19 protein-coding genes are annotated in these 16,679 nt (G+C 36.4%); 10 read left to right on the top strand and 9 right to left on the bottom strand.

Annotation, left to right across the window (positions count from 1 at the left end):
* Nucleotides 1-7: 7 nt before the first annotated feature.
* Nucleotides 8-685 carry a uracil-DNA glycosylase gene (locus AC1DS7_RS02805; RefSeq protein WP_002143918.1) on the top strand — a complete coding sequence of 226 codons (678 nt, stop codon included), beginning with the start codon at nucleotides 8-10 and terminating at the stop codon, nucleotides 683-685.
* Nucleotides 686-723: 38 nt separating this feature from the next.
* Here AC1DS7_RS02805 and AC1DS7_RS02810 read toward each other — a convergent pair whose 3' ends face one another.
* The 3 genes from AC1DS7_RS02810 to AC1DS7_RS02820 all read right to left on the bottom strand — a co-directional run bounded on the left by AC1DS7_RS02810 (nucleotide 724) and on the right by AC1DS7_RS02820 (nucleotide 3,688).
* Nucleotides 724-1,017, bottom strand: a complete 294-nt coding sequence (locus AC1DS7_RS02810) for a DUF3817 domain-containing protein (RefSeq protein ID WP_000953390.1) — start codon at nucleotides 1,015-1,017, stop codon at nucleotides 724-726.
* Between the two features lie 209 nt (nucleotides 1,018-1,226).
* Nucleotides 1,227-2,048 carry a Cof-type HAD-IIB family hydrolase gene (locus tag AC1DS7_RS02815; RefSeq protein WP_002143917.1) on the bottom strand — a complete coding sequence of 274 codons (822 nt, stop codon included), beginning with the start codon at nucleotides 2,046-2,048 and terminating at the stop codon, nucleotides 1,227-1,229.
* A gap of 356 nt (nucleotides 2,049-2,404) precedes the next feature.
* Complete coding sequence (locus AC1DS7_RS02820; protein WP_002143916.1) at nucleotides 2,405-3,688, bottom strand: purine/pyrimidine permease; 1,284 nt, start codon at nucleotides 3,686-3,688, stop codon at nucleotides 2,405-2,407.
* A gap of 95 nt (nucleotides 3,689-3,783) precedes the next feature.
* Between AC1DS7_RS02820 and AC1DS7_RS02825 the strand changes: the two genes are divergently transcribed.
* From AC1DS7_RS02825 to AC1DS7_RS02835, 3 genes are all read left to right on the top strand, one after another.
* Nucleotides 3,784-4,776 carry a potassium channel family protein gene (locus AC1DS7_RS02825; protein ID WP_002143915.1) on the top strand — a complete coding sequence of 331 codons (993 nt, stop codon included), beginning with the start codon at nucleotides 3,784-3,786 and terminating at the stop codon, nucleotides 4,774-4,776.
* Nucleotides 4,777-4,782: 6 nt separating this feature from the next.
* Nucleotides 4,783-5,070 carry a YwdI family protein gene (locus tag AC1DS7_RS02830; protein WP_001198367.1) on the top strand — a complete coding sequence of 96 codons (288 nt, stop codon included), beginning with the start codon at nucleotides 4,783-4,785 and terminating at the stop codon, nucleotides 5,068-5,070.
* Nucleotides 5,071-5,133: 63 nt separating this feature from the next.
* Nucleotides 5,134-5,502 (top strand): DUF423 domain-containing protein, encoded by a 369-nt coding sequence (locus AC1DS7_RS02835; RefSeq protein ID WP_002016371.1) that lies wholly within the window; start codon nucleotides 5,134-5,136, stop codon nucleotides 5,500-5,502.
* A gap of 32 nt (nucleotides 5,503-5,534) precedes the next feature.
* Here AC1DS7_RS02835 and gerQ read toward each other — a convergent pair whose 3' ends face one another.
* From gerQ to hemQ, 4 genes are all read right to left on the bottom strand, one after another.
* Complete coding sequence (gerQ, locus tag AC1DS7_RS02840; protein WP_002143914.1) at nucleotides 5,535-5,972, bottom strand: spore coat protein GerQ; 438 nt, start codon at nucleotides 5,970-5,972, stop codon at nucleotides 5,535-5,537.
* Between the two features lie 27 nt (nucleotides 5,973-5,999).
* Entirely contained in the window at nucleotides 6,000-6,422 is a 423-nt protein-coding gene (cwlJ, locus tag AC1DS7_RS02845) for a cell wall hydrolase CwlJ (protein ID WP_000538158.1), read from the bottom strand.
* Nucleotides 6,423-6,597: 175 nt separating this feature from the next.
* Nucleotides 6,598-7,875, bottom strand: coding sequence for a serine hydrolase (locus AC1DS7_RS02850; RefSeq protein WP_002143912.1), 1,278 nt, complete (start codon nucleotides 7,873-7,875; stop codon nucleotides 6,598-6,600).
* 195 nt (nucleotides 7,876-8,070) lie between these two features.
* Entirely contained in the window at nucleotides 8,071-8,814 is a 744-nt protein-coding gene (gene hemQ, locus AC1DS7_RS02855; protein WP_001287592.1) for a hydrogen peroxide-dependent heme synthase, read from the bottom strand.
* Nucleotides 8,815-9,091: 277 nt separating this feature from the next.
* Here hemQ and pta point away from each other — a divergent pair, with 277 nt between their 5' ends.
* The gene (gene pta, locus AC1DS7_RS02860; RefSeq protein WP_002016367.1) at nucleotides 9,092-10,063 is read left to right on the top strand and encodes a phosphate acetyltransferase; all 972 of its coding nucleotides are present in this window, start codon (nucleotides 9,092-9,094) and stop codon (nucleotides 10,061-10,063) included.
* Nucleotides 10,064-10,132: 69 nt separating this feature from the next.
* Here the strand turns inward: pta and lipL are convergent, their stop codons facing one another.
* Together lipL and AC1DS7_RS02870 are read right to left on the bottom strand one after the other, a co-directional pair.
* Nucleotides 10,133-10,978 carry an octanoyl-[GcvH]:protein N-octanoyltransferase gene (gene lipL, locus AC1DS7_RS02865; RefSeq protein ID WP_002143911.1) on the bottom strand — a complete coding sequence of 282 codons (846 nt, stop codon included), beginning with the start codon at nucleotides 10,976-10,978 and terminating at the stop codon, nucleotides 10,133-10,135.
* Nucleotides 10,979-11,105: 127 nt separating this feature from the next.
* Nucleotides 11,106-11,801 carry an RsfA family transcriptional regulator gene (locus tag AC1DS7_RS02870; RefSeq protein WP_002016365.1) on the bottom strand — a complete coding sequence of 232 codons (696 nt, stop codon included), beginning with the start codon at nucleotides 11,799-11,801 and terminating at the stop codon, nucleotides 11,106-11,108.
* Between the two features lie 289 nt (nucleotides 11,802-12,090).
* On the opposite strand from AC1DS7_RS02870, the gene AC1DS7_RS02875 reads away from it, so the two are divergent.
* The 5 genes from AC1DS7_RS02875 to AC1DS7_RS02895 all read left to right on the top strand — a co-directional run bounded on the left by AC1DS7_RS02875 (nucleotide 12,091) and on the right by AC1DS7_RS02895 (nucleotide 16,589).
* Nucleotides 12,091-12,315, top strand: coding sequence for a YuzB family protein (locus tag AC1DS7_RS02875; RefSeq protein WP_000526075.1), 225 nt, complete (start codon nucleotides 12,091-12,093; stop codon nucleotides 12,313-12,315).
* 237 nt (nucleotides 12,316-12,552) lie between these two features.
* On the top strand, nucleotides 12,553-13,608 hold the full coding sequence (locus AC1DS7_RS02880; RefSeq protein WP_000388282.1) for a FecCD family ABC transporter permease: 1,056 nt from the start codon (nucleotides 12,553-12,555) through the stop codon (nucleotides 13,606-13,608).
* A complete protein-coding gene (locus AC1DS7_RS02885; protein ID WP_002143910.1) occupies nucleotides 13,605-14,621 on the top strand; it encodes a FecCD family ABC transporter permease in 1,017 nt (338 codons plus the stop codon). The genes AC1DS7_RS02880 and AC1DS7_RS02885 overlap by 4 nt, the downstream gene beginning before the upstream one ends.
* A 15-nt stretch (nucleotides 14,622-14,636) precedes the next feature.
* Nucleotides 14,637-15,449, top strand: coding sequence for an ABC transporter ATP-binding protein (locus AC1DS7_RS02890; protein ID WP_002034935.1), 813 nt, complete (start codon nucleotides 14,637-14,639; stop codon nucleotides 15,447-15,449).
* A 201-nt stretch (nucleotides 15,450-15,650) separates the two neighbouring features.
* Nucleotides 15,651-16,589, top strand: coding sequence for an ABC transporter substrate-binding protein (locus tag AC1DS7_RS02895; protein WP_002138981.1), 939 nt, complete (start codon nucleotides 15,651-15,653; stop codon nucleotides 16,587-16,589).
* Nucleotides 16,590-16,679 lie beyond the last annotated feature (90 nt).

Genomic DNA, 16,679 nt, shown 5'->3' on the forward strand with positions numbered 1-16,679 from the left:
TGAAGGCATGGAAAACATTTTGCAGAATGATTGGGGACCATTACTGGGGCCAGAATTTGAGAAAGAATACTATCAAAATTTAGCTAACTTTTTAAAAGAAGAGTATGAGGAGCATGTGATTTATCCAAAGGTAGAAGATATTTTTAACGCTCTTCAGTATACAAGTTATGAAAATACAAAGGTCGTTATTTTAGGACAAGACCCATATCATGGACCGAATCAAGCGCATGGTTTAAGCTTTTCGGTACAACCTGATATTAAAACGCCGCCATCATTGCTAAATATGTATAAAGAACTTCGAGATGAATATGGTTATGAAATTCCGAATAACGGTTATTTAGTAAAGTGGGCGGAGCAAGGAGTTTTATTATTAAATACTGTATTAACGGTTCGTCAAGGTGAAGCAAATTCTCATAAAGGAAAAGGATGGGAGCATTTCACAGATCGCGTAATTGAGCTATTAAATGAACGTGAAAAGCCAGTTATTTTCATATTATGGGGACGCCATGCTCAGGCGAAGAAAAAGTTAATTACGAATACGAATCATTATATTATCGAGTCCGTACATCCAAGTCCATTATCAGCAAGACGAGGTTTCTTTGGAAGTAAGCCGTACTCTAAAGTAAATACGATTTTAGCTAATATGGGCGAAAGAGAAATTGATTGGGAAATTCCAAATTTATAAATAGAAAAGGTAGTTAACAGTTGTTAACTACCTTTTTATTATTGTTGTTCGTTCTTTAGTTTTGCATCTAGTACAAAAGTACCGAATGGGATAACTGATGAAACGAATGCCCCAAGTGCCCATAAAATTGATTTACGGTGTACGATTGTTACTTGAATTACTGCAAAGATGAATAGAATAAATAAAACGCCATGAGCCATGCCTGTAATTTTAACAGCTGTTGCAAACCCTGCAAAATATTTTAATGGCATTGCTACAAATAATAGTAATAGGAAAGAAATCCCCTCAATTAAGCCGATTGCTCTTAATCTTCCGATTGGTGTAGATAACATGAAGTAGCCTCCTTTAATGTATGCTTGTATATAGTAAATTTGTATTCTTTTTCAAAATGAAATAGTCTATTTTGTTTCATTATATACAAAAAGAAAGTTTACACTACGAGAATAGTGCAAAGTTCAAAATATAGTCACAAAAGCGTTGTAATTTAAATAAAAACCTATTTGAAGTGTTTGACTTCAAATAGGTTTTATGAATGAAAATATTAAACAAGTACTTCCGTTTTTAAAACGAATTTCTCTACAACTTTTGCAACGCCATCGTTCATATTTGTATCTGTTACATAGTTTGCAATTTCTTTAATATCATCTGGTGCATTGCCCATCGCAACGCCAAGACCAGCAAATTCAATCATCGCTTGATCGTTATAGCTATCGCCCATTGCGATAACTTCTTCGCGCTTAATACCAAGTTTTTGGATTAATTGGTTTAAGCTCGTTCCTTTCGTAACACCATGTTCAGTAAATTCTAAGAAGAATGGTTTAGAGCGCATAACGCTTAATTGACCTTCTAGTTGTTTTTGTAGTTTCTTTTCTACTTCAACAAGGCGTTCAGCTTCTTTATTCATTAATACTTTTACTACAGGTTCTTTAACAGCAGTTTTAAAATCATCTACTTCAATAATCGGCATGCCAGTAATTTCGCCCTCAATTTTAGTATAAGGATTATTTTCTTCTGTTACGATATCATCGCCAATATAAGTATGAATCCATACATCTTCAGTTTTACTAATTTCAAATAGGTTGTGAACGATTTCAGGAGATAGCGTGCTACTGAAGATTTCTTCATTTGTTTTACAGTTAATAATTTTTGCGCCGTTAAAAGATAGAATGAAGCTACCGTATTCCTCTAAACGAAGTTCTTTTGCAACATTGCGCATACCAAACGTTGGGCGCCCAGAAGCAAGTACAACTTTAACTCCTTGCTCTTGTGCTGTCATTAAAGCCTCTTTCGTACGAGGGGAAATTGTATGGTCGTCGCGTAATAAAGTATCATCTAAATCTAAAACAATCATTTTATAAGTCATATAGAAAATCCCTTTCTTTGTTGGAATAGAAATAAATTTTTATGAAGATATTGGGGAATATATAGTAAGACATCGAACCTCTTTACATGAAATTAGGAGAAGTTCTGCATTGTTAGTATAAATTATCATGAGCGTGTTGCCCATGATAATTTATCCCGCATTAACGGGCAGTAAGACTCCCACCTCAAAATTTAGCTGGAGCAAAGAAGTTAGGTGGGAGATTAACTGCCCGTAAACGCCCGATTGGTTCAACTAATAATCAGTGGGGATGAACAAAAACCCCACTGATTAAAGTTTCACTTTATCATTATCGTAACAACTCTAAAGATAGAGTGCAATAATGGAAGTTTTCCAATTTACGATAGTTGTTTTTCGTGCGAACGAGAAAATAGTATTTCCAGCAAGATAGCCATTACAGATCCAAGAACAAGACCGTTACTTAAAAAAGATGCTAAAAATGGCGGCAGCGTAGAAAATGCTCCGGCTGGAACGAACATAACTCCGATTCCCGTAAAGATTGAAAGACCTGCTACTTTAAATAATTTTTCTTTATTTTGTACAGTGTCATATTCGCGAAAGGCGAGACCAATCATGCTTGCAAATACAGGGTAAATCGCAGCATACCCAACTGCGACGGGGATTGCTGCAAAGAATGAAGTAATCTTTGGGAATATACTAACAAGAATGATAAAGCTTGACCCTAACATAAATGGGAGGCGTTTATAAATATTTGTCGTTGCAATAAATCCTGCGGATCCAGAAATGGCAACAGGACCAATGGCTGAAAATAGACCGCCTAGCAATTGATTTATTCCTGTTATAATGCCAGCTTGTTTGAAGCGATCTGGAGCAGCACCTTCTTCATACTTAGAAACAACCTTTTGTACAACGCGAATACTTGCTAACATATTTGTTAGAAGTAATAGTGTGACGAAAACTACCGTAATTGCCATGTTCCATTCAATGCGAGGCATTCCAAAAACAAATAGAGATGGAAGACGAATTATATCTGTCACAGGTGTTACTGGATTAGATAATCCGAAGCACGCAAATAATATCCAGCCGCAGACGATACTGAAAAGAACGGAATATCGTCCAATAATAGGTAGCTTCATAATGAAAAAAGATAGTAAAATAACAATGAGTGAAAGAATAAATACCTTTGGCTGTACTTCCGTATGTTGTCCATCAAGGCCAAACATACCTTTTAAGAAGGAGCCACTAAGTTGTGCGACAAGAAGGAATAAATACGTTCCAATTACTGTAGGTGTAAAGTAGCGAACTAGTTTATCGATAAGTCCAAAAACACTAAGAATAATACAAATAATTCCGCTTAGTAGGAAAGCGTACTGAAGGACCTTAAGTGTTTCATTACTTGATCCAAATAATACGACGCCTAAACTTGCATACAGGGAGAAAATTCCCCACCAAAGGCCTGCGGGACCTTCTTGAATAGGAAGTTTATGCCCAAATATAGCTTGCAGTAGGCCGGCAAAACCGAGAACAAATAATGTTCTTTGTACAAACGCGATAGCTTCAGTGCCGTCAAGGCCGTAACTAGTTGCGACACTAATTGGTACAATAAGACTTCCAGCTAAAATAAATAGTGCCCATTGTAAGGCAGAAAGAAATAGCTTCATTATATCAACCTCTTTCATAGATTCCGTTTCTAGTATATAGGTATTTCATTTCCTTTGGCAAAGATTGTAGATAGAGAAAAGAGTTGAAATATAATATGAATGCACGTAAGCAATTATGGATAGCAGTTATATGTATGACCTTTGTTGTAATTCTAGGGACGATAGGATTTATGACAATTGAAGAGATTAGCTTGTTTCAAGCATTTTGGATGACGATGATTACTGTATTAACGGTTGGATATGGTGATGTAGTGCCTATAACACAGGCGGGGAAATTTTTTGCGCTCCTTATTATACCTGTTGGCGTCGGTATCGTTACGTATGCAATGGGGGTAGTTGCAGCTATGATCATTGAGGGTAACTTATTTCATGCAGTGCGGAGGAAGAAGATGGATAAACAAATAGCACAGTTACAAAAGCATATTATAGTATGTGGTTGTGGAAGAGTAGGGCTTCAAGTTGTACATGAATTAAAGGAAAAGAAAATCCCATTTGTAGTTGTGGATAAAGATGAAAGTATATTCGAACAGGAAAAGCTTTTATATGTACATGGGGATGCAACTGAAGATCAAGTGTTACATAATGCCGGAATTTCGAAGGCAGCCGGTCTAGTTGCTATCGTAGCAAACGATGCTGAAAATGTATTTATTACATTAACGGCAAGAGGGCTTAATGATACAATTAAAATTGTAGCAAGAGCTGAAAAGCCAGAAACAGAAGAGAAATTACGGCGCGCTGGTGCAAATAAGGTTATTAATCCATCTAGTATGGCAGGGATTCATATCGCAAAAGGTATTGCGAATCCGTTAACAGTTCATTATATTGATACAGTATTGTATGGAATAGAGCAATCATTTGTAATTGAAGAAATTCAAGTTGGTAAAGATTCTATCTTAGCTAGTAAATCGTTATTAGAGAGTAATGTGAGAAATCAATTTGATGTAACAATTTTAGCGATTTTAAGGGATGGGTATATTATCCATAATCCAACGGGGCAGGAAAAACTGCAAGAACATGATATGATAATAGTATTTGGTTCAGTGGAGAAACTGGGGCAATTTGAGAAAGAACTACAAAGTAAGAGGTGACAAGGAATGCAAGTATCTAGCGATAAGGTTTTAAATAAAATGGCGAGTGAAATTGCAAAGGCAAAAAGTAGTGAAGGACAAAAATCAAAAGAGCATTTATTAGTTGTGCGTGCATTATGTGATTTATTATTAGATGAACAAGTTGAGCCTTCTACGTATAGAGAACCACAAGTTCAATCACAAATAATCGGATCTCAGCCTATAACAACAGTTCAACCGGTTATGCCAGTTTCTGGAGAACCTGTGTATATAAAAGAAGAAGGTGCAAATGGTAATTCTTTATTTGATTTTTAGGGATTAAATCGTTTGGATTATATGTGAAAATTGCTTATGATAAAAATAAAAAGGGGAATTAAGATGAAAATTTTCTTTTTACTAGGTTGTATTGCAGCGGGGCTATCTGTTGCATTAGGGGCTTTTGGAGCACATGGTTTAGAAAATAAAATTTCTGCAAAAATGTTAGAAGTGTGGAAGACGGGCGTTACATATCAAATGTTTCATGCAGGTGGCTTATTCGTAGTTGCTCTATTAATGGACAAAATGCAATCATCACTTTTAAGCACTGCGGGTTGGCTTATGGTAGCTGGGATTATTATGTTCTCAGGCAGTCTTTATGCATTAAGTACAACAGGTATTAAATTCTTTGGCCCAATTACACCCCTTGGTGGTGTAGCGTTTATTGTGGCGTGGATTCTAGTCGGAACTGCAGTTGTAAAAGGGTTATAAAAAAACAAAAGCTGGCATTCGCCAGCTTTTTTTTATGGTCTTGGAGCATAAGTTGCTTGTTGACCAGGTAAATACGTAATTTCTCCTGGGAATTCTACATAATCTAAATAAATCATTAGTAGTAAAAAGCGTTTTCCAGATTTCGGCTCACTAATTACGATATGATCACGGCCAGCTGCCTCGATGATCCCTGTATAAGATTGTGTACCAAGCGAACTACCGCGTTCATAAGTCATTACAACTGTAGCTGGCTTACCCTTATTTAAACGAAGGATATTTTCAATATACGATTGCTCTAGTGGTAACATACCTTGAGAAACTGCAAGTTGAGCCTGAGCAGCTTGTTGTTGCATCGCTTGCTGTTGTTGTTGCTGTTGCTGCTGCTGTGGGGTCATTTGTTGCGGTTGCACATAAGTTCCAGATGGTTGATAAAAACCTGTTCCGTAGTACGGGTTTTGTTGCTGTGTCATTCAAAAATCCCTCCTCATTTTCATTCCTTAATATACGCCTGGACAATCTCCACCAGATGGTTGGAAGAAGCAGTGTTTTTTAAAGCGACCAGAATTTTGTTGGTCATACCAAGTTGGTGGGCAAGGACCTTCAGGTCTAAAGAACCATAAGGCGAAGTTGGCGGGCCAAAAACGTTGTCCCTGAATTGTCCGGCGGGCTAAGGCAATATCTTGTTCTCTCGCTCGTTGATAAAAATACCCTTTTTGAGTTGCTTCAAAACCACCAGGATTTTGATAAACCATTTGACGTAAATTACGTATTTTTTTGAAATCTAAACAATTTCCGCGGACACGATTTACCCCAACGTTTCCGACCATTAACATCCCTTGTTGGCCTTCTCCTTCGGCTTCAGCACGCATCAGTCTAGCTAATAACTTAACATCTTCTTCGTTATACGCGATAACACCCATTATGTGTCACCTCTCTTTTTGGAATGCCTTGTAGAAAGAGGTTCATTTCTAGATGAAGTGTGGAACAATTACTAGTTCATACGTATGAGAAAAAGGACGCAGATATGACAACCAAACGAAGTTTTACATCTAGAGGGGAAAATAAAAAAAGCTAGCGTGAGCTAGCTTTTCATCATTAAAATACTTTAGACCATAAGTTTGAGAAGAAATCGCCAATTGAACGCATTGTTAATACGAACCAATTTGCTTTTTCTACTTCTTCAGTCGCTTTTGCAGTAACTTTTATACTTTTATTTCCGTCTAAGAAACCATATTTATCAGTTGGTTCTAAGACGATTGAACCTACCTTTGCATCTTTCTTAATAGGAGCAACTAAATGCCCATCTTCAGCAAGTGATTTATCTGCTTCAGTAGAAATTTTGTAAGGTGATTTGCTACCTTTTGTAGTAACTACTGTCACTTCTTTTTCTGGTGCAACTGTTACATAGTCTTCTTTTCCTTTTACTACAGAAATTTTGTTGTTTTTATCTATTTTTAATTTCTGTTTTTCGAAGTTATTAAATCCATATTCAATTAATGCGCGAGATTCTGTGAAACGTTCGTCCATTGATTTCGTTTTAATAATAACAGATATAAGACGTAAATCACCGCGTTTTGCTGTAATGGTAAAACCATACCCAGCTGTATCGGAACTTCCTGTTTTTAAACCATCTGCTCCTTCATAAGAGAAAGCAGCACCTGGTAACATCCAGTTCCAATTTTCCATACGAATTGGTTTTGGATGATTATCTGGGAAGTTTCTAAATCTTTGTTTTGTATCCTCTAGCATTTCTGGATACTTTGTAATAATTGTTTTTGAAAGAATACCCATATCGCGAGCTGACATGGAATTTTCTCCATTCGGATCAGTTCCTTCAGGATGTTTTCCTTTTAAATCAGCGTTATTTAACCCAGTAGCGTTTACAAATTTATATTTCTTTAACCCTAGTTTTTTCGCATGTTCATTTGCGAGATTTAAGAAGTTCTTTTCACTTCCTGCAAGTAATTCTGCTAAAGCAATACTAGATCCATTTGCAGAGAAGATAACGATAGAATGGTATAATTCTCTTACAGTATATTGACGTCCTTTTTCGAACGGCACGTTAGAGAATTCATTATTACGTGAAACTTCATAAGCGTAATCAGAAATAGTTACTTTCGTATCCCAAGTGATTTTTCCTTCTTTAATTGCTTCTAATACGGCATAAATAACAATTAATTTTGACATACTAGCGATAGCTAGTAATTCATCTGGATTTTGTTCATGCAGTATTTTTCCTGTATCCGCATCAAATAGCAGTGCAGCAGCTGCCTCTATATGTATTTTTTCTTCTGCATGGGATGTTGTTACTCCTAAGGAAGAAATTGACAATAGAGACACTAGTAAAATAGACAAGATTTTCTTCATATACATTATCACCTTCGCATCGTTATTAGCATATAGCTCGTACCATTTTAGCATAAATTTGGATATAGAAAGGTTACAATTTTGTAAGGAAATTGAAAAGAATTTGTCGATTTTTGTTCAAATTTGCAGAGAAAAGAAGTTTTTTGTGGGTAAATATAGAGGATAATAAAAAAAGGAACGAAATTCGTTCCTTTTTCATTATTATATGTGTAAAAATTTCTCTACTTTTTCGTCTGGTAAAATGTTCCCAACGAAGAATGTACCGAATTCACCGTAACGGGCACTTACTTCATCGAAGCGCATTTCATATATAAGCTTCTTAAATTGAAGAACATCGTCAGCGAATAATGTTACGCCCCACTCGAAATCGTCGAATCCGACTGATCCTGAAATTACTTGGCGTACTTTCCCTGCGTATTGGCGACCGATTTTACTGTGACTGTACATCATTTTTTTACGTTCTTCCATAGGAAGCATGTACCAGTTGTCATCACCTTGGCGACGCTTGTCCATTGGATAGAAGCAAATATGATTTGCTTTTGGTAACTCAGGATATAAGCGAGCTAAGATTTGTGGGTTTTGGTATGGGTCTTCATCAGCTGGAAGATAGTTGCTTAGTTCAACAACAGATACGTAAGAATATGCAGGAACTAAATATTCAGCTAATGTTGTTTTATTTAATTCTGTTTCGATTTCATTTAACTCTTCCATTGTTGGACGTAAGATCATAAGCATAATATCTGCTTTTTGACCAACAACTGTATACATTGCATGACTGCCTTTTTTTGCAGTAGCTACTTCGTTCCATTTTTCAACGACATTTAAAAATTCAGACACTGCTTGTCCGCGTTCGTCACTAGATAATGTTTTCCATGCTGCCCAATCAATAGAACGTAAATCATGTAAACAATACCAGCCATCTAACGTTGTTGTTGCTTCACTCATTCTATTCACCTCAGTTAATGATATTTTACACGTTAACTATAGCATATATAGGATTAAAAACATCTACATAAAGTTTCGGCGCATAAAACTGTCACATTTATATTTACTGGAAAACGGGAGAAAATAAGGCTTAAGTAGGCATTATTTCTCGGCTGAATTTTATGAAAATATAATCATTTTCATTTTATCTATTTTTTGGGAGCTATAAGTTTAAAATATAGCTGAAAAGAAGTATTCTTAAAGGTAGAGTTTTTAACATTTGTAGGAGGGTTTATTCGTGAGCAATTTATTTACAGCAGTAAAAGAAAAAGTTCAAGGAAAAGGCATTTCTATCGTACTTCCTGAAGGAACTGATGAAAGAATTTTAGGCGCTGCAGAGCGTTTAGCAAAAGAAGAGTTAGTAAAACCAATTTTAGTTGGTAATAAAGAAGAAATTAGCGCAAAAGCTGCTAGCATGAACTTAACATTAGCAGGCGTTGATATTTACGATCCAGCTACATACGAAGAGATGGATGCAATGGTAGCATCTTTCGTTGAACGCCGTAAAGGTAAAGCAACAGAAGAAGATGCTCGTAAAATTCTTAAAGACGAAAACTACTTCGGTACAATGCTTGTATACATGGGCAAAGCACAAGGTTTAGTAAGTGGTGCAGCTCACTCTACAGCTGATACGGTTCGTCCAGCACTTCAAATTATTAAAACAAAACCAGGCGTTACAAAAACTTCAGGCGTATTCATCATGGTACGTGAAGAAGAGAAGTATGTATTCGCTGATTGCGCAATTAACATTGCACCAAACAGCCAAGATTTAGCTGAAATTGGTATCGAAAGTGCGAAAACTGCTGAACTATTCGGTATTGACCCACGCGTTGCTATGTTAAGCTTCTCTACAAAAGGTTCTGCGAAATCTCCAGAAACAGAAAAAGTTGTAGAAGCAACTCGCATTGCAAAAGAAATGGCTCCTGAATTAACTTTAGATGGAGAATTCCAATTCGATGCTGCATTCGTACCATCTGTAGCTGAGAAGAAAGCTCCAGGTTCTACAATTAAAGGTGATGCTAACGTATTCGTATTCCCAAGCTTAGAAGCTGGTAATATCGGCTACAAAATCGCTCAACGCTTAGGTAACTTCGAAGCAGTAGGACCAATCTTACAAGGTTTAAATATGCCTGTAAATGATCTGTCTCGTGGATGTAACGAAGAAGAAGTGTACAAGTTAGCTTTAATTACAGCAGCTCAAGCACTTTAATTCTATAACGAATTAATATGAAAAAAGACCATCCTATTTCTTTTGAAATGAGGGTGGTCTTTTTGGTTTCTATTTTTCTAAACCAAGTGCCTTATTATTACGGTCAATAATACGTTGTAAATTCGTCTCATATAAAGGAACTTCATCTACTGTTAGCTGAGATGATGTTAACTTTGGAGTGAATTGTTGCAACGTTTTTAAAAGGCGCATCATTAAATCTTGCACTGTAATTGTTTCGCCAAGTAATTCAGATAGTGAAGCCATCGTACTCGGTACAATTTCAGGATACGTAAATCTTGTTTCTTCGCCTTGAATTGCTACGTTGTAAAAATCACGAACGAGTGCGGCACGCTCAGATCCGCTTCCTGTCGCACATAAGTAAATTTGTACAGCAACGCCTCCGCGAATACGACGCTGAGAAATACCAGCAAATTTTTGATCGCGAATGCTCAAATCGTAGCTACCAGGACAATAAGAACCAACAATTTCTTTTGCTTCGATAGTAACATCGTAATCTTTTAACATTTCCTTAATTAAATGCCACATCGTATCGTATCCAAGGTCGATATCGATACCCTTTTCTGTTTCTTGGAATAAAAGTGATACGTTTAAAACACCTTCATCAAGTACGACAGCAAGTCCACCAGAATTACGAACGATAACATTGAAGTCGTTTTCTTTTAAAAAGGAAATACCTTCTTCTAAATGTGGTAGGCGTGAATCTTGAATGCCAAGAACAATTGTATTGTGATGAACCCAAGAGCGCATTGTTGCAGCGGATAGACCATTTCCAATACTTGTGCATAACGTGTCATCCATTGCGAATGACTGAAGTGCATGGAAAGTTGGTCCTAAACTAGACTGATCTACAATACGCCACTCTGGCTGAGATAAAATCGAACGGGAATTGCTCATATAACTAACCCCTTATTTTTAAAATGACAATCTCTATTATAGCAAAAAATGTAGAAAGGGGTTTTCTCATATATAAAGGAAAGTTTAGAGGTGAAAGAATAAAAAGGATGCATTGCATGCATCCTTTTTATTCTGCAATTTTTTCTAAGTTACCGTTTCGATCCATGCGGAAAGATGTTTGTGAGCGTTCCTCATCATCCATTACTGCTAATTTACGAGCACGGTTCATAATATTCATAAGTGTTTCGTAATCCTCTTGTACAGTATGAGATTGTTGTTCTAATTTTTCTAGTTTCTTTTCTAGTTCTTCATTTCGAAGGATTTGCGTTTTAATTTCTTGTTTCAATCTCGTATTCTCGTTTTCAAGAGCTGTTACTTTTATATTTGAAGATCCAACTGTTTGTAAAAAGTAAATAACATCTTGCATTGTTATTGAGCTTTTTGGAGCAGGGACAGTCGGCTTTTGATATGGAGTAGCTTCTGTATATTGAACAGCTGTTTCATACGGTACGTGTTCTTCATAATCAGTTATCGCCGCCGCTGAAGCTGGTGGTGTGTAAAGCAAACGTTTTTTTGTCTGTTCACCGCCCGCAGCACGCATTTTATCTTTACGATGTTTTTTTGCTAGTTGAAGAGCTTGTTCATAGCTATAGCGAACAACAGCATTCCAGCGGAAACCACAAGCAGCAGATGTGCGATTTAACTGATCTCCTACTTCTTCAAAAGCATTTAATTGAGTACTTCCTTCTCGAACATGGCGAAGCACCGTTTCAGCAAGTAATAAATCGTCCTCGTCTGTCCAAGCATCTTGTCTTACTTTCATAGATTCAACTCCCTTTCTTTTTATGAACTTCCTATTTTTATAATGGGCAAAAAAATGAGCTTTTATACAAAGCTTTTAAAAATATGGTAGATTTCAATGAAGAGAAGAAATGTGGCTATGAATGATGAAAGCTTTTGAAGGAGAAAATATAAAAAATAGGTAGCTTTATATAGGAATAGAGCTACGCCCGGAGACTTGCAACAAGCTTCAAAGAGCGGTAAAATACCATTTAGTGTTTATTTTTAAATGTACTTGTGAAAAGTTTAAAATAGAGGAAGTGTTATATATAATGGGAAACGAATTTCGTGTGTGTGATGATTGTCAGGCAACGAACGTTAAAACGTTGATTCCGAAGTTGAAAAAAGTAGATTCATGTGCAACGATTGAGGTTGCATGTCAGTCTTACTGTGGCCCTGGTCGTAAAAAATCATTCGCGTTTGTAAATAATCGTCCAGTTGCGGCTCCAACAGAAGACGAATTAATTGTAAAAATTGAAGCAAAATTAAATAAGTAAGAAAAAGAAGAGTGAACAGATTACTCTTCTTTTTTTATGTCCATAAGATAGCGTTTTGTATGAATTCGTATTTCGAAATAATGGTTGACAGTCTTTTGACGTGGTAGGTAGAATAGAAAGTGTCTGATTCTGATAATCATTATCACGAAAAAGGTCAATTCACCTAATTTTTTTATTATTATTTGAGAATAAATTTCATTTTATTAAATATATGTTGTTGGTTAGGATGGTTGAGGGATGGAAGCGAGCGCAAGGAGTATAGAACAGCAAGATGTGAATGTTAAAGAGATTAAGAGCAGACCGCTCGTTGCTTCTATTATTTTAATAGCAGGCACAATTTTGTTAGCTTTAAGTATGGCAGTTTCTATTTCGTTTGGTGCAGCAGATATTAGTTTAAAGACCGTTTGGCAAGCTGTATTTCAGTTTGATGGTTCCATAACGCACCATAACGTAATTCAAGAACTTCGCATGCCTAGAGCAATAGGGGGCGTAGTTGCAGGTGCTTTTTTAGCGGTATCAGGTGCAATTATGCAAGGTATGACACGAAATCCACTTGCATCTCCATCGTTAATGGGGATTACAGATGGTGCTGTATTCGGAATTGCAATTATGTATGCATTCTTCCCTAATTCACCTTATTTAATGTTTGTTATCGCATCTTTTATTGGAGCTGCGTTTGGAGCGAGCATTGTATATGGTATTGGGTCTTCTTCACCAGGTGGATTAACGCCTGTAAAATTAGCTTTAGCAGGTGCAGCAATTAGTGCTTTATTAGGGGCAATTTCATCTGGAATTGCATTGTATTTCAACCTTGCCCAAGAGGTAAGTATGTGGAATGCAGGCGGTGTTGCCGGAGTGAAATGGCAAAGTATTAATATGTTAGTACCGATTGGTCTTGTTTGTCTCATTATAGCAATTATGATGTCGAGATATATCACAATTTTAAGCTTTGGTGAAGAAATTGCGATTGGACTTGGTCAGAATACGACATTAATTAAATTTATCGGAACAGTACTTGTTCTTGTATTAACAGGTTCTGCGGTTTCTATGGCAGGATCAGTTGGATTTGTTGGACTTGTAATTCCGCATATGACTCGTTTCCTTGTAGGCTCAGATTATAGATGGGTTATTCCATGTTCTGCGGTCTTAGGTGGATTGCTAATTGAATGTGCAGATATGTTATCTCGCGTTATTAATCCACCATTTGAAACGCCAATTGGAGCAATTACAGCGCTAATTGGGGTGCCATTCTTCCTCTACTTAGCACGTAATGAAGGGAGAGGAAAGATGTGAGGACGAGCGTCTTAACAAAAAAGAACGTTTCTATTTTAACGATTTTAGTAGGATTAATTGTTGGTGTATTTTTAATAAGTTTAAATACAGGAACATTTAAAATTCCTCCAATAGATGTATTAAAGTCATTGGTTGGATTGGGTGCAGAAGATCAATCTGTTATTTTATTTGAATTTCGTATGCCGCGTATGGTTATTGCTATATTAGTTGGTTCTGCATTAGCTATGTCAGGTGCAATTTTGCAAGGGCTATCACGAAACCCACTTGCTGATCCAGGTATTATAGGTATTAACGCCGGAGCGGGATTAACAGTTGTTGTATTCGTCTACTTTTTCTTTGGAAAAGTTGGAACTGGTACATTTTTATCTGTATTTATCCTTCCATTCTTCGCGCTAGTTGGTGCGATATTAGCAGCGATTATTATTTATTTACTAGCATGGAAAGACGGTGTTTCATCAACTCGATTAATTCTTGTTGGTATCGCTGTTGCAGCCGGATTTGGTGCGGTTAGTTTAATTTTCTCTATGAAGATGACATCTAACGACTTCCGTTTTGCAACGATTTGGTTGGCAGGAAGTTTATGGGGAACAGATTGGAAGTTCGTACTAAGTGTACTCCCATGGATGATTATTTTCTTACCACTTGCCATTAGTAAAGCGCACATATTAAATGTAATGAATTTAGGCGACTCTACAGCAGTTGGCCTTGGTGTAAACGTAGAAAAGGAAAGACGTAAATTATTATTTATTGCAGTTTGTTTAGCTGGTGCATCTGTTGCGGTGGCGGGAGGCATTGGTTTTATCGGTTTAATGGCTCCGCATTTAGCGAGACGCCTCGTTGGTGGTAAACATCAAATTATGTTACCAACGGCTGCATTAATAGGAACGTTCTTGCTTTTATTTGCAGATGTAATTTCAAGAAGTGTGTTACCAACTTCAGAAATACCGGTCGGTCTTGTTATTTCTGTAATTGGCGCACCATATTTCATATATTTACTTATGAGGACAAAATAAAGGGAGGCTTTTTGTATGGCAACTTTAGCAGTTGATGCGGTATCTGTTGGGTATAATGAAGGGTTAATTATAGATGGATTAACAGTTGAAATTCCGGAAGGACAAATTACAACGATTATTGGACCAAATGGTTGTGGGAAATCCACATTATTAAAAACGGCTTCTCGTATTTTGAAAGCAAAACGAGGTACTGTTTATCTTGATGGAAAAGCAATTGAGAAACAGCCAACGAAAGAAATCGCAAAGAAAATGGCGATTTTACCACAAACTGCAGAAGTGCCAACAGGCCTTACTGTGTTTGAACTTGTTTCATATGGACGTTTTCCTCATCAAAAAGGATTTGGAACATTGAAAGAAGAGGATTATCGCTACATTCATTGGGCACTTGAAGTGACGGGGATGACAGAATTCGCAAATCGTCCAGCAGAAGCTTTATCAGGTGGTCAACGTCAACGTGTATGGATTGCGATGGCTCTTGCACAAGGAACAGATTTACTTGTGTTAGATGAACCAACAACATACTTAGATATGGCTCATCAACTTGAGATATTAAACTTACTGAAGAAGTTAAACAAAGAAGAAGGCAGAACGATTGTTATGGTTATTCACGATTTAAATCATGCTTCTCGTTTCTCTGATCATATGATTGCATTAAAAGCAGGTAAGTTAATGAAACAAGGAACGCCAGATGAAGTTATGACGAGTGAAACACTTCGTAACGTATTTGAGATTGAAGCGCAAATCGTTCCATGTCCAGTAAACTGTAAACCAATTTGTTTAACATACGATTTAGCGATGATTAATAATCAATTGCGTAAAAAAGCATAATTAATAGAATTTCCCCCTCTTAAAGAGGTGAGAGGGGGAGTTCTAATGGACGTTGAGCTTCTTACCCACGGATGGGAAGTTGAACGCCCGTTAGAACGGGTTATAAACAACAATTAATAAAAATATATTAATTAAATGTTGTTTTGTTTCTTATAGTTACATGCAAATTATAAGAGAAATACAGCTAGAAGGAGTCGGAATATGAAGAATTTTAAAATGGCACTATTAGCAATGGTACTAGTTGTTACTTCTGTACTATTTGCAGCTTGTTCTAACAAAGAAGAAGAAAAGAAAGCAGATGCGAAAACTGAAGAGCGCACTGTACAACACGCAAAAGGGGAAATTAAAATTCCTGCAAATCCAAAGAAAATTGCTGACCTTAGTGGTTCAACAGAAGAATTATTAATTTTCGGTATGAAACCGATTATTACTGCAAATACAACACAAGAAAAAATTGATTCACATATTGAGAAGAAATTGAAAGATGTAAAACCGGTTGGTTCTGCGTGGGGCGATAAAATTAACATCGAAGCAGTGGCTGCTGCAAAACCAGATTTAATTATTGTAAACAATCGTCAAGAAAAGATTTATGATCAATTATCTAAAATTGCACCAACAGTTATGTTAAAAACTCCATTAGACCAATGGCGTCCAAAATTCGAAGAAGTAGGTCAAATCTTCGGTAAAGAGAAAGAAACAAAAGAATGGTTCAAAAAGTATGATGAAAAAGCAAGCAAATTACATGATAAAATCGTTGCTAAAACTGGCGATGCAACATTCATGAAAATGGCTGCATATCCAAATGCATTCCGTGTATACGGTGACTACGGTTACGGTAGCGTAATCTTTGGTGATTTAAAATTACCAGCAGTTAAAGGTACACCAACTGATAAACCGTTAGTACAAATACAAAAAGAAGCTTTAATTGATTACAACCCAGATTACTTATTCGTATTTACAACTGGTGACGGTTCTCAGCGTCTAAAAGAATTCCAAGAAGAATCAATTTGGAAAAATATGAACGCTGTTAAAAACAACCATGTATTTACAATCAGTAATGAAGATGTAAACAAAGGATACTTCCCACTAGGTAAAGAAATGATCCTAGACGAAGTTACTGAGTTCATTTTAGGAAAATAATATATAAAGAAAAATCACCTTTGCTTTGGTAAAGGTGATTTTTCTTTATATAACAGGAATTAATATAGTCTTTCATTTCTTTCTGTTTCC

It is taken from the genome of Bacillus sp. P4_E1 (assembly GCF_056401715.1).